Here is a 12,750-nt window from a genome sequence, read left to right on the forward strand (position 1 = left end):
CCGGCCTACAGTTCGGGGTCCACTCGCACCCGCACGCCCGCCACCCGCCGCGCCGAGGCCTCCCGCACGGCCGCATACACGGCCGCTGTCTTCTCCGCGCGTTCCGATTCGGGAAAGCGCAGGTAGGCCACCAGGCCATCGCCCGCCACCTGCGGGCCAAGCACCGCGATCCCGGGCACGACGTCGTGCGCGCCGCCGCCAAGCAGCGCATCCACCGGTAGGTCCGCACCACCAGACCTGGGCGCGCCGGAACTAGGCGAGCCCTCCGCCTGCGCCGACACGGCACGCAGCAGCCCGAGGAAGTCACGCAGACCCGCGTGATCCCCTCGCACCTCCACCCAGCACGACGTGGGCGGCAGAGCGATCGGCCCGCGCTCACTGAGCACGCCCTCGGCCCAGCCCGCCATGTCCCACGTGTGAAGGGCTCCCACCAGGGGCGTGGGCACGTCCCCCACCACGAGCATCTTCCCGCCCTCACTGCGTGCCCGGGTGTGGGCGGCGGCGTGGGCGATTGTGCGCAGGAAATGGACTTCCGCGTCCAGGCGGTTGGAGCGTAACAGGTAGCCCGAGTCAAGCACGACGGCGGCCGCATACCCGCCCTCCACGTCCGGCACCACGCCGGGAGTGGAGACGACGATGCGCGCCGACCCGTCAAGCCCGGCCGACTGGCCAACCCCCGCCACGTGGACCGGGGTGCCCCGGAACGCCCGCCCGACTTCTTGGGCCGTGCGCTGCGATCCGATCCGCGCGGCGCGCACCTGCCCGCCCCCGCACGAGGCGCACCGGAACTGGCGCACCACCTGCGAGCAGCGCGAACACTGCAGGGGCGCGCCCGGATGACTGATCGCCAGCCATCCCCCGCACACCGGGCAGGTGGCAAGCTCCCGGCACCTGTTGCACGCCGTGACCGGCACGTAACCTGCCTCCGGCACGAGGAAGAGCACCGGCCCACGCGTCAGCCCCTCGCGCGTGACCGCGAAGACCGACGAAGGCATCCGGGCCAGGTCAATTCCCTCGGTGCGGAAATCCTGCGCCGCCATGATCTGCGGCACCCCGCCCCGGTGTTCGCTCAGAGCCGGGGTTATCCACCTCACCTGCCCTCGCTGCACCATCGCGGCCAGCTCCGGGGACGGGCCGAAGTTGAAGGACACGAAGGACGCACCGCTGAGCTTGGCGCGAAGGGCCAGCACCTCGCGGGCATGGACGTAGGGACTGCGCCTTTCGCGTAGCGCCGAGTGGTGATCGTCCACGACCACCACCATGCCCAGCTTCTCCAGCGGCGCCCACGCCGCCGCGCGCGTGCCCACCACGATCCTGGCCCGGCCCGTGAGCACCGCCAGGAACGTGCGGTATCGCGTGGCGTGCTCGTCCTGAGACAGCATGAGCGCGGGCGTCTCCCCCACCAACCGCTCCACATCCGCCGCAAGCTGGCGCGCAATCGTGGGGGTGGGCACCACGATGAGCACCGACTCTCCCGCCTCCCGCACGGCGCTCAAGAGGAACGGCAGAAGGTGGTGGACCCGATCCCGGGCCCGCATCTGCACCGCCGCACTGGGGTGAGATCCGGCTCGCACCTCGGTGGCGAACTCCGGCCCGCCGATGTAGGCCGACCACGGCGCGTCATCGAGCACCTTCGGTGCCCCGAACGACGGCGGTTCGTCGAAAAACTCCCGTTCGGCACGGGCGTGGCGCTGCGGGATGGCCAGGCGCAGGCAGTCCGCCACCGGCGCCGCCTGCCGGGCGGCGACCGCCCGAGCGAGCTCGAGCACCTCCGGGGTGAGAACCCGCATCGGGGAAACCACACGGGCAAGCGGGCGTAGCGAGGCCACCTGTGTCACCTCGCTACGCCCGACAACGAACCCGTCCACCTTGCGCTGGCCCACATTGACCACCACGCGAGCGCCTTCTTCCACGGCCGCCATCTTCTCCGGGATCTCGTAATCGAAGAGGTGGTCCATGTGCGGCTGGGGCATGTCGAGTAGCACGCGCGCTACGGGGCGATCCACCCCGCCGACGCGGCGTGCCACAGGGCTCAGGGAGAGCAACTCTTCCTGATGCCCAAAATCTGGGAGGCCAAACAGCTCGTCGTTCGTCATGAATTCATTGAATCATGAGCCTCCGACAATTTAGATCGCTGCTCGCAGCTCCTCGACACGATCGGTGCGCTCCCACGTGAAATCGGGGTTGTTTCGCCCGAAGTGGCCGTAGGCCGAGGTGGCGGCATAGATCGGGCGCAGCAGATCGAGGTCGCGAATGATCGCGGCCGGGCGCAGGTCGAACACGGCCGACACCGCCTTCTCGATCGCCTTCTCCTCCACGTGGTTTGTGCCAAACGTATCGATGCGCACCGAGACCGGGCGGGCCCGGCCGATCGCGTAGGCGATCTGCACCTCGCAGCGGTCGGCAAGCTCGGCCGCCACCACGTTCTTCGCCACCCAGCGCGCCGCGTAGGCCGCCGAACGATCCACCTTCGACGGGTCCTTACCCGAGAAAGCGCCACCGCCGTGGCGGGCCATGCCGCCATAGGTGTCAACGATGATCTTGCGGCCCGTCACGCCCGCGTCTCCCTGCGGGCCGCCGATAACGAAGCGGCCCGACGGGTTAACCAGCACCTCCACCTCGGAGGTGTCCACGCCCGCCTCGGCCTCGAGCACAGGTAGCACCACGTGCTCCTGGATCGCGCGCGAGAGCCACTCCTGGCTCACGTCCGCATCATGCTGGGTGGAGACGACCACCGTGCGGACGCGAACCGGGCGATCGCCGTCGTAATCGACCGTCACCTGGGTCTTGCCGTCCGGGCGCAGGCCCGGCACGATGCCGCGCTTGCGCACCTCCGTCAGGCGCTGGGCCAGGCGGTGGGACAGGTGGATCGGCAGCGGCATGAAGGACTCGGTCTCATTCGTTGCGTAGCCGAACATGAGGCCCTGGTCGCCGGCGCCCTGCTGATCGAGCGGGTCCGCGCCCGCGTCCGTGCGCGCCTCGAGCGAGGCATCCACGCCGCCGGCGATGTCCGCCGACTGCTGGTCAATGGAGACGAGCACGCCGCACGAATCGGCGTCAAACCCAATCTCGGAGGAGGTGTAGCCGATGTCGCGGATCGCGTTGCGCACGAGCGCCGGGATGTCGACGTAACCGTTGGTCGTCACCTCGCCAACGACCGCGACCAGTCCCGTGGTCACCACGGTCTCCACGGCCGCGCGCGCCGAGGGATCATTGGCAAGCAGGGCGTCGAGGATGGTGTCAGAGATGCGGTCGCAAACCTTATCCGGGTGGCCTTCGGTCACAGATTCAGATGAAAAGAGCTTCGTCACAGATTCTTCCTTGAGGGGATGGTGGACATGATCGCTGCGGCCACCTCTCGCTTGGTGCCGGCAGCTTCGCCAACGGTTGCTCCGCTGGCGTCAACGATAGTCACGGCCGTGTCGACGTCGCCAAAACCGGCGCGCTCTCCCACACGGTTGATGACGAGGAGGTCGGCGCCCTTCTTGCGCGCTTTTTGGCGGCCGAACTCCAGGTAATCGTTGGTGTCGTCACCCGTCTCCGCGGCAAAGCCTACGATGATCTGGTTCGGGCGGCGGTTGCGGACAAGGCCCGCAAGAATATCGGGATTAGCAATGAGGCTCAGCTCGAGTGAGTCCCCATGCTTAATCTTGGTCGCGCTACGTTCGGCGACACGATAATCAGCCACGGCTGCGGCCATGATGAGGACGTCGGCATCCGCGCGGGCTTCCATCGCCTCGGACAGCTCGAGCGCACTGCTCACGGGCACGATGACGACGCGCGAATCGACCTGCGCCAGCATCGCGGACTCGATGTTGGCGGCCACCAGCGACACGGAGGCCCCGCGCCGTGCGGCCTGGTTCGCCAGCTCGATTCCCATCCGGCCCGTGGAGTGGTTGCCGATGAAGCGCACCGGATCGATCGGCTCGCGGGTCCCGCCAGCGGAAATGACAAGCGAGGTGCCCTCCAGCTCGCCTGCGCCACGACAGTCGTTCAGGCCGAGGCGTGTGAGGACGGCGCCCGCAATCTCCTCGGGCTCGACCATGCGCCCCACGCCCGAATCAGCGCCGGTGAGGCGGCCGGACGCCGGGCCGATGAACTCCACCCCGCGCTCGGCGAGCGTCTTAACGTTCGCCTGGGTGGCCGCGTTGTTCCACATCTCGGTGTGCATCGCCGGGGCGATCATCACCGGGCAGGTGGCTACGAGCACGGAGGCATTGAGCAGATTATCGGCGATGCCGGCCGCGATCTTCGCCATCGTGTTCGCGGTGCCGGGCGCGATGAGCACCAGGTCCGCCTGCTGGCCGGTGGCCACGTGCACCACGCGCTCCGCACCCTCGGGTGTATAGACATGAACCGGATTGCCAGACAGGGCCTCCCAGGTGGTGACCCCCACGAAATCGAGGGACGCGGGCGTGGGCACAACGACGACGTCGACACCGGCCTCCCGCAGGCGCCGCACCACAACAGCGACCTTGTACGCGGCAATGCCGCCGCACACCCCGATCAGCACGCGCGGGGCGGATACAAAAGAGCCTCCCAGCAGGGAGGCTCCCGAGGCGTTAGTTCTCAACGGTCAGCGAGAGCTTATCCTGATCGATTTCCTGTAACGCCACCGACAGCGGCTTGTCTTCAGGAAGAGCGGGAACGAGCGGGCCGATGTTGGTGATGTTCTGATCGCCCGACTTCATCTCCTGACGGTAGGAGTTGATCTGGCGAGCACGCGCGGCGCTGTAGACCACCAGCGTGTACTTCGAATCAACCTTCTCCAGCAGGTCGTCAATCGCCGGCGACGTGATGCCCTCGGGATGGGGGGTGGTTCCGAACATGTTTGCCTCTCCACGAATTGGCGCCTTGAAACAAGGCATCGGCCTTATATTCTAGCGGCCTTCCGCCATAATCTTAAGTATGTCCTCGGTGGCCTGTGCCACTGTTATGTTGACGACTACCTCATCGAACTCGCCCTCCGCGGCCAGCTCGACCTTCGCCGTCTCGAGCCGACGACGCTGTTCCTCCGCGCTCTCCGTGCCACGGCCACGCAGCCGCGCCTCGAGCTCCTCCCACGACGGCGGGGCCAGGAAAATCTGGGCGGCCTCCGGCATTGATTCACGGATCTGCCGGGCGCCCGCCAGATCGACCTCAAGGAGGACCGTGCGTCCCTGCGCGAGTGCCTCATCGACCGGCCCTCGTGGTGTGCCGTACTTGTTCAGCCCGTGGACCACCGCCCACTCGAGCATCTGCCCTTCGGCCACGAGGCGGTCAAACTCCTCGTGGGTAACGAAGAAATAGTTGACGCCGTCAACCTCGCCAGGGCGCGGAGCGCGCGTGGTGGCCGAAATCGAAAACCACAGATCCGGCATCTCCTTGCGCAGCTCGGCGATCACGGTGCCTTTTCCAACAGCGGTGGGACCAGTAAGAACGAATGCCTGCATATACCTATGGTGCCAGAAAGCGCCCCGGCGGCCCAAGTAGCCCGGGGCGCTTCATGCGGCGCTTAGCCGAAGAGTTCAACCAGGTGGTGAGCCTGGTGCTTGCCAAGGCCACCCAGGCGGCGTGACGGCGAAATCTTCGCGTCCTCCATCACGGCCTCACACTTAGCCGGGCCCACCCCAGGAAGCGACTGCAGCAAGGACGTCACCTTGAGCTTGGCAAGCACGGCGTCCTCCTTGGCGAGCTCAAGTACCTCGGACAGCTTCCGCTCACCGCTCTTGAGCTGCGCCTTGATTTCCGCGCGCCTCTTGCGCGCAACAGCCGCCTTCTCAAGAGCCGCCTGACGCTCTTCCGCCGTGAGATGTGGTAACGCCATGATGCCTCCCTGTGTGCTGGTTTACCGCCAATATAGCGTTCACGGCGCTAAATTGGGCGGATTTTCCAGTATTTTTCATAGCTGTTTCATAACAATTGCGTTCCCGCAGGTCAGCGCGTCACGCATCCGCCCATATGTTGGAAATCGGACATGTCGGCCACGTGTGGGGTCCGCTATTTGGACGCATGGTGCTCCTGCAAGGACATGATCCCTAGATTCTGGCTGCGCATGTTCTTGATCGCCTGCACGGCCGCGGAGAATTCTGAGATCGTGGTCATGATCGGCAGGTTCGCCGCCGTGGTCGCCGCACGGATGGAATAGCCGTCCGCACGCGCCCCCTGCGTGTTGGGGGTGTTAACCACCATGTCGATGGCGCCGGAGGTAATGAGGTCGACGACGTTGACCTCGCCCGTCTCCGACAGCTTGGCCACCGGCTTGGTGGGGATCCCATAGCGGTCGAGAACGTGGGACGTGCCCTTGGTGGCGTAGATCGTAAAGCCCATGTCCACCAACTGGAGGACGGGGAAGATCATCGTGGCCTTGTCCCTGTTCGACACCGACACGAACACCCCGCCCTCGGTGGGAAGCCCGCCGTAGGCCGCGCTCTGGGACTTGGCGAAGGCCGCCGGGAAGGTCGAGGCGATGCCCATGACCTCGCCCGTCGAGCGCATCTCGGGCCCGAGCACCGTGTCGACCACCGTGCCCTCCTTCGTCATGAAGCGCTTGAACGGCAGCACGGCCTCCTTGACCGAGATCGGGCTGACCAGGTCGAGAACGCGGGCGTCGACGTCGGGAAGCGCACCCTCGGTCTTGAGGTCGGCGATTTTCTCGCCCATCATGACACGGGTTGCCGCGGGCGCAAGCGCTACGCCGGTGGCCTTCGAGACGAAGGGAACCGTGCGCGAGGCGCGCGGGTTGGCCTCGATGACGTAGAGCACCCCGGACTGGATGGCAAACTGAATGTTGACCAGGCCCACCACGCCGACCCCGCGGGCAATCGCCTCCGTGGCCGCGAAGATCCGGTCAATCATCGCCTGGGACAGGGTGAGGGTGGGCAGCACGCAGGCCGAGTCTCCGGAGTGGATGCCGGCCTCCTCGATGTGCTGCATGATCCCGCCGAGGAAAAGCTCGTCGCCGTCATAGAGGGCGTCGACGTCGATCTCGGTGGCGTCGTCGAGGAATCGGTCGATAAGGAGCGGGGAGGACGCGCGCGAAGCGTCGGTCTTCTCCGACTCGTGCCTGGCCAGGTATTCGTCCAGTTCCTCGCGTGAGTACACGATCTGCATGCCGCGCCCGCCCAGTACGTAGGAGGGGCGCACGAGCACCGGGAAGCCCACCGCCTCGGCGACCTCCACCGCCTGCTGGTCCGACATCGCCGTGCCGTACTCGGGTGCCTGCAGGCCACCCGATTCGAGCACCGTGCCGAACAGCTTGCGGTCCTCGGCCATGTCGATCGCGTCGGGCGTGGTGCCGACGATCGGTAGGCCCGCGGCTTTGAGGTCCTGCGCCAGCGACAGCGGGGTCTGCCCACCGAGCTGCACGATGACGCCGGCGATGGGGCCTGCCTTGAGCTCTGCGTGGTAGGCCTCGAGCACATCCTCCAGGGTGAGCGGCTCGAAGTAGAGGCGATCGGAGATGTCGTAGTCGGTGGAGACGGTCTCCGGGTTGCAGTTGACGATGATCGTCTCGTAATCTTTGAGCGCAAACGTAGCCTGCACGCACGAGTAGTCGAACTCCAGGCCCTGGCCGATCCGGTTCGGCCCCGAGCCCAGGATCATAACGGCCGGCCTCTCGCGCGGCATGACCTCGCACTCCTGCTCGTAAGTGGAGTACATGTACGGGGTCGACGCCTCGGCCGTGCCCGCGCACGTGTCCACCATCTTGTACACCGGGTGAAGGTTGTAGGCCCAGCGCACTTCGCGAACGGTCGCCTCTGAGATCCCGCGGATCGCCCCGATCTGCTGGTCAGAAAAACCGTGCCGCTTGGCCTTCGTCAGGACATCGGCGGTGAGGGCCTCGGCCTGCGTGATCTCGCGGGCGACGTCGTTGATGAGCACGATCTGGTCGAGGAAGAGCGGGTCGATCGCCGTGGCCTCGTTGATCTGCTCCACGCTCGCCCCGCCGCGCAGCGCCTGTTGGATCTGGATGATGCGGTCCTGGGTGGGGCGCTTAATCGCCTCAAGGAGCGCGGGCACGTCTACCTCGCCCTCCCAGTGGAAGACGGCGCCCTTCTTGTCGATCGAGCGCATCGCCTTTTGCAGCGCCTCAGTGAAGTTTCGCCCGAGCGCCATCGCCTCGCCCACCGACTTCATCGTGGTGGTCAGTGTGTCGTCCGCCGCCGGGAATTTTTCGAATGCGAAGCGCGGCACCTTGGCCACCACGTAGTCCACCGCCGGGTCGCCAGCCGAGAGCGGTTCGCCGGTCATGTCGTTCGTGATCTCATCAAGCGTATAGCCCACCGCAAGCTTCGTGGTGATCTTCGCGATCGGCACGCCAGTTGCCTTGGAGGCCAGCGCCGAGGAGCGCGAGACGCGCGGATTCATCTCAATGACCACCATGCGCCCGGTGTCCGGCTCGATCGCCACCTGGATGTTACAGCCTCCGGCCGCCAGGCCCACCTCGCGGATGATCGACATGCCGAGTTCGCGCACCGCCTGGTACTCGGCGTCGGTCAACGTGAGCGCCGGGGCCATGGTGATCGAGTCGCCGGTGTGAACACCCACCGGGTCGAAGTTCTCGATCGAGCACACGAGAATCGCCACGTCGTTGGCATCGCGGATAACCTCGAGCTCGATCTCCTTCCAGCCCAGGATCGACTCCTCAAGCAGCACCTCGGCGGTGGCTGAATAGCGCAGGCCGCCGCCCACGATCCGGTCGAGCTCGGTCTGGTTGTGGGCCAAGCCAGACCCGAGCCCGCCCATGGTGAAGGACGGCCGGACGACGAGCGGGTAGCCCAGCTTCTCGGCCGCCTCGTGGCACTCCTCGAGGGTGTGGGCGATATAGGACCGGGCGCTCTCCCCGCCGCAGGCTTCCACCACGTCCTTGAAGGCCTGGCGGTCCTCGCCCTTGCGGATCGCGTCCGCGTCTGCGCCCAGGAACTCCACGCCGTACTTGGCAAACGTGCCGTCGTCAGCCAGCGCCATCGCGGTGTTGAGCGCTGTCTGCCCGCCGAGGGTGGCGAGCACGGCATCGGGACGTTCCTTGGCGATGATCTGGGCCACCACATCGGGCGTGATCGGCTCGACGTAGGTGGCATCCGCCATGTCCGGGTCGGTCATGATGGTGGCCGGGTTGGAGTTGACTAGCACCACCCGGTAGCCCTCGTCCTTAAGCACGCGGCAGGCCTGCGTGCCCGAGTAGTCAAACTCGCAGGCCTGGCCGATGACGATCGGGCCCGAGCCGATGACGAGGATCGATTCGATGTCGGTGCGACGTGGCATTAGTTCTCCTCTGAAACGATGGTGAGCGTGGTGGTGCCGCCGCGGACGCGGCGCATGATGGCCCGGGTGTCGACCTCACGGATGCCGACGACGCCGTCCGCGCGCAGCCGCTCCTCCAGCTCGGCCACCGCGAAGGCGGACGACGAGCGCGGGACGGGATCTCGCGCGATGAGTCCGGCCGCCGTGAGCGGCCCCTCCCCCGTCAGGCCCGTGTTGCCCACGTGCGGGGTGGTGACCAGCACGATCGCTCCCGCACTGTCACGCAGTGCCTGCTCGTAGCCCGTGGCCGAGGAACAGACGACCACGCGCCCACTCACCGTCCCACGCGCGCCGTAGGCCAGTCCGCGCGCCTCCGTCCCATCTTCGAAGATGATCCTCGCCGTGCTCATGCATCCTCCATTCATAAAAAAGGACGCCGGCCACATGACCGGCGTCCTAACGCCTTTACGGTTCGGGATGATGTCCCGTGACCGGCAACTGTTCGATGTCGTCATTCAAGCCGGCGGTTTCACCGGCGCGGATCTCGCCAATCCTATTGATCACGCCCATGAGGAACGGGACCGCCCGATCCGTGGAGATGTCCCGGGCCAGAGACTTGACCTCGGAGGCCACCACGGGCAGGTCCACCCCTAAGAACATGAGCTCGGTGGCCCCCACGCGGAGCAGACAGCGATCCACGATCGACATGCGCTCGATCGACCACTTCGGTGATGCCGCCTCGATCATCGAATCGACGTCGGCGGCGTTATCGGCGTACGTGGAGACAATCGTGACCCCGTAGTCCCCGATGGGGACCATGTGGGTGGACACGACCCGGCGCTCCTCGAGGAGCGCGCGCAGGTCCGTGCCGCGAAGATCGGACTCAAACAGCACGTCGAGTGCCATCTGCCGCTGAAGGGACCTACCCTTCCGCTTGGGATTGGGGCGAGAGTTGTTGTCCATTAGGCGCGGTTCAGGTACTCGCCGGTGCGGGTATCAACCTTGACCTTGGTGCCCTGCTCGATGAAGAGCGGCACCTGGATCTCGTAGCCCGTCTCGAGGGTGGCCGGCTTGGTGCCCGCGTTCGAGCGGTCGCCCTGCAGGCCCGGCTCGGTGAACGTGATCTCGAGGACCACCGAGGAGGGCAGCTCGATGAAGAGGACCTGGCCGTCGTGCATCGCGATGATGACGTTCTGGTTCTCGAGCATGTAGTTCTTGGCGTCCCCCACCACGGCCGCCGACACGGGCAGCTGCTCGTAGGTCTCGAGATCCATGAAGATGAAGTCTTCCCCGTCGTTGTACAGGTATTGCATGTCGCGGCGGTCAACCGTGGCCGTTTCGACCTTGACCCCGGCGTTCATCGTCTTGTCGACATTCTTACCCGACAGGACGTTGCGTAGCTTGGTGCGCACGAAGGCGGGGCCCTTGCCCGGCTTGACGTGCTGGAACTCCACCACCTGCCACAGCTGGTTGTCGATCTTCAGGACCATGCCATTCTTGAGGTCGTTCGTCGTTGCCACGTTTATCCAATCTTTGTTTGGCCGTATCTCGACACAAGTTTAGCGTGCATGCCCCGCATTTCCGCACCCGTATCGTGTGGCATTGCGCGCTATGCTACCGGGGCGGGCCGTCTGGCGCCGTGAGCGGCCTCCCGTTTTTTCTCGACGACGACGCCCGCCGACTCGCACCCGTTTAGCTTGCGTTCCGCCCGCGACGGGCGCGCGGCCAGCAGTGCCCACAGGATGCAGGCCAGGTCCACGAGCTCCTGCATCCAGGCGCCCACGAAGGCGGGCATGACACCGGTGGCGCCGATAAGCATGAGGACCACGGAGAAGGCCACACCAATCGCGATGGCCTGCCAGGCCACCCGCATCGTGCGCTTACCAACCAGGAGGAGGCGGGCGAGCCGCGAGAGGTCGTCGAGCATGATGACGACGTCGGCGCTCTCCACCGCGGCCGCCGATCCGCGCGCGCCCATCGCCACGCCCACGTCCGCCGCCGCGAGCACGGGGGCGTCGTTGACGCCGTCGCCCACCATGAGCACGGGCTTGGGGCCCATTTCGGTCACCGCGCGGACCTTGTCTTCGGGCAGGAGGCCGGCCCGTACGTCGTCGATGGCGAGCTCGCCCGCTACGCGCCGGGCTGTGTCCTCCGCGTCCCCGGTCAGCATGACCGTGCGCTGCACGCCCACGGCGCCGATCGCCTCGAGCGCGCCCGGAGTCTCGGGTCGGATCGGGTCGGACAGCTCGACGTGACCGGCCAGGCCGCCGTCGACGGAGACGAAGATCGCCGTAAATCCGGGGCGGACCTCGACCGGCGCGGACGCGTCGGTGTCCATGACGAAACCGTACTTGCCCACCTTGACCTGGCGCCCCTCGACCTGGGCAATGACGCCCTGGGCGGGGACATCGCGCGCCTGCTCGGGCTCGGCCACGTCATCCGCGGCCGCCACGATCGCCTGCGCGAGCGGGTGGGAGGAGTAGAACTCGGCGCTCGCGGCGAGGCGGAGCATGCGTTCGGGATCCTCGCTCACCACGTTCGTGATCTCCGGCTCACCCTTGGTCAGTGTGCCGGTCTTGTCGAAGGCGACAGAGGAGACCTTGGCAATCTGCTCGATCGTGCCGGCGTTCTTGATGATCATGCCGCCGCGGGCCGCGCGTGACATGCCGGCCATGAAGGCCACCGGCGCCGCAATGATGAGCGGGCACGGGGTGGCCACCACGAGCACCTGGGCAAAACGCATCGGGTCGCCCGTGGCCGCCCACGCAGCCCCCGCGATGATGAAGGCGATGATGGTGAAGGGAAGGGCCACTCGGTCGGCCAGCCGCACGAACGGCGCCTTGGACTCGCGCGCCTCGGTAACGAGCGAGACGATGCGCTGGTACTGGGAATCGGCCGCGACAGCTCGGGCCCGGACCTCGATCGCGTCTGCGTCGTTCATCGAGCCCGCGAGCAGCGTGTCACCCGCGCGGCGTCTGACCGGCATGGACTCGCCCGTCAGCTGACTCTCATCCAGCAGCGCCGACTCCGACAGGAGCACGGCGTCCACCGGCACCGCCTCGTGCGGGCGGACCACCAGCTCGTCGCCCACCGCCACCTCATCGACGTCGATCTGTTCGATCCCGCCGTCCACCTTGCGGTAGGCCACGGTCGGCGCGCCTTCGAGCAGGGCCGTCAGCTCCGCGCTCGCCCGGCCCTCGGCATAGTCCTCGAGCGCCTCGCCGCCGGTGAGCATGAGGCACACGACGAGCGCGGCCCAGTACTCGCCCACCGCCACGGTGGAGACGATCGCCGTGACCGCGAGGATGTCGATGCCAAAGCTGTGCTCCCTCAGGGTGTCGATCATGCCCTTGAACTGCAGAGCGGCGATGAGGAGCGCCACCGCGGAGACGATCACCTTGGCGGCAGGCTCGTTGCCCATCGCGGTGAGCACAACGCCGACAGCCGCGACCACGGCGATGACTGCCACGAGCGGATACTGGGAGACAAACTTCTTGGCCATACCCCTATCGTATTCTGGAACGA

11 protein-coding genes are annotated in these 12,750 nt (G+C 66.7%); all 11 read right to left on the reverse strand.

Annotation, left to right across the window (positions count from 1 at the left end; all coding sequences use genetic code 11):
- Positions 1-5 precede the first annotated feature (5 nt).
- A complete protein-coding gene (locus tag HMPREF3174_RS01205; protein ID WP_070447453.1) occupies positions 6-2,096 on the reverse strand; it encodes a primosomal protein N' family DNA-binding protein in 2,091 nt (696 codons plus the stop codon).
- Between the two features lie 30 nt (positions 2,097-2,126).
- Positions 2,127-3,311 carry a methionine adenosyltransferase gene (gene metK, locus HMPREF3174_RS01210; protein WP_062612451.1) on the reverse strand — a complete coding sequence of 395 codons (1,185 nt, stop codon included), beginning with the start codon at positions 3,309-3,311 and terminating at the stop codon, positions 2,127-2,129.
- Positions 3,308-4,573: a bifunctional phosphopantothenoylcysteine decarboxylase/phosphopantothenate--cysteine ligase CoaBC gene (gene coaBC, locus HMPREF3174_RS01215; RefSeq protein WP_246783045.1), complete on the reverse strand. Its 1,266-nt coding sequence runs from the start codon at positions 4,571-4,573 to the stop codon at positions 3,308-3,310. Before coaBC ends, metK begins: the two co-directional genes overlap by 4 nt.
- Positions 4,563-4,829, reverse strand: a complete 267-nt coding sequence (gene rpoZ / locus HMPREF3174_RS01220) for a DNA-directed RNA polymerase subunit omega (protein ID WP_062612449.1) — start codon at positions 4,827-4,829, stop codon at positions 4,563-4,565. The genes coaBC and rpoZ overlap by 11 nt, the downstream gene beginning before the upstream one ends.
- A gap of 51 nt (positions 4,830-4,880) precedes the next feature.
- Positions 4,881-5,432, reverse strand: a complete 552-nt coding sequence (gene gmk, locus HMPREF3174_RS01225; protein ID WP_062612447.1) for a guanylate kinase — start codon at positions 5,430-5,432, stop codon at positions 4,881-4,883.
- A 62-nt stretch (positions 5,433-5,494) separates the two neighbouring features.
- Positions 5,495-5,806, reverse strand: a complete 312-nt coding sequence (gene mihF, locus HMPREF3174_RS01230; protein WP_062612445.1) for an integration host factor, actinobacterial type — start codon at positions 5,804-5,806, stop codon at positions 5,495-5,497.
- 173 nt (positions 5,807-5,979) lie between these two features.
- Entirely contained in the window at positions 5,980-9,246 is a 3,267-nt protein-coding gene (carB, locus tag HMPREF3174_RS01235) for a carbamoyl-phosphate synthase large subunit (protein WP_070447459.1), read from the reverse strand.
- On the reverse strand, positions 9,246-9,635 hold the full coding sequence (locus HMPREF3174_RS01240) for a carbamoyl-phosphate synthase domain-containing protein (RefSeq protein WP_062612442.1): 390 nt from the start codon (positions 9,633-9,635) through the stop codon (positions 9,246-9,248). Before HMPREF3174_RS01240 ends, carB begins: the two co-directional genes overlap by 1 nt.
- 55 nt (positions 9,636-9,690) lie before the next feature.
- Positions 9,691-10,131, reverse strand: a complete 441-nt coding sequence (locus tag HMPREF3174_RS01245) for a transcription antitermination protein NusB (protein ID WP_062612440.1) — start codon at positions 10,129-10,131, stop codon at positions 9,691-9,693.
- Between the two features lie 56 nt (positions 10,132-10,187).
- A complete protein-coding gene (gene efp / locus HMPREF3174_RS01250; RefSeq protein ID WP_062612438.1) occupies positions 10,188-10,745 on the reverse strand; it encodes an elongation factor P in 558 nt (185 codons plus the stop codon).
- 89 nt (positions 10,746-10,834) lie between these two features.
- Complete coding sequence (locus tag HMPREF3174_RS01255) at positions 10,835-12,727, reverse strand: heavy metal translocating P-type ATPase (RefSeq protein WP_068538312.1); 1,893 nt, start codon at positions 12,725-12,727, stop codon at positions 10,835-10,837.
- Between the last annotated feature and the right edge of the window lie 23 nt (positions 12,728-12,750).

The sequence above is a fragment of the Trueperella sp. HMSC08H06 genome, assembly GCF_001808465.1.
Classification (GTDB): domain Bacteria; phylum Actinomycetota; class Actinomycetes; order Actinomycetales; family Actinomycetaceae; genus Trueperella; species Trueperella bernardiae.

Bases quoted from the DNA above. Each gene is read 5' to 3' on its own strand.
- HMPREF3174_RS01205 (WP_070447453.1), bottom strand. From the start codon at position 2,096: ATGACGAACGACGAGCTGTTTGGCCTCCCAGATTTTGGGCATCAGGAA.
- rpoZ (WP_062612449.1), bottom strand. From the start codon at position 4,829: ATGTTCGGAACCACCCCCCATCCCGAGGGCATCACGTCGCCGGCGATT.
- gmk (WP_062612447.1), bottom strand. From the start codon at position 5,432: ATGCAGGCATTCGTTCTTACTGGTCCCACCGCTGTTGGAAAAGGCACC.
- mihF (WP_062612445.1), bottom strand. From the start codon at position 5,806: ATGGCGTTACCACATCTCACGGCGGAAGAGCGTCAGGCGGCTCTTGAG.
- carB (WP_070447459.1), bottom strand. From the start codon at position 9,246: ATGCCACGTCGCACCGACATCGAATCGATCCTCGTCATCGGCTCGGGC.
- HMPREF3174_RS01240 (WP_062612442.1), bottom strand. From the start codon at position 9,635: ATGAGCACGGCGAGGATCATCTTCGAAGATGGGACGGAGGCGCGCGGA.
- HMPREF3174_RS01245 (WP_062612440.1), bottom strand. From the start codon at position 10,131: ATGGCACTCGACGTGCTGTTTGAGTCCGATCTTCGCGGCACGGACCTG.
- HMPREF3174_RS01255 (WP_068538312.1), bottom strand. From the start codon at position 12,727: ATGGCCAAGAAGTTTGTCTCCCAGTATCCGCTCGTGGCAGTCATCGCC.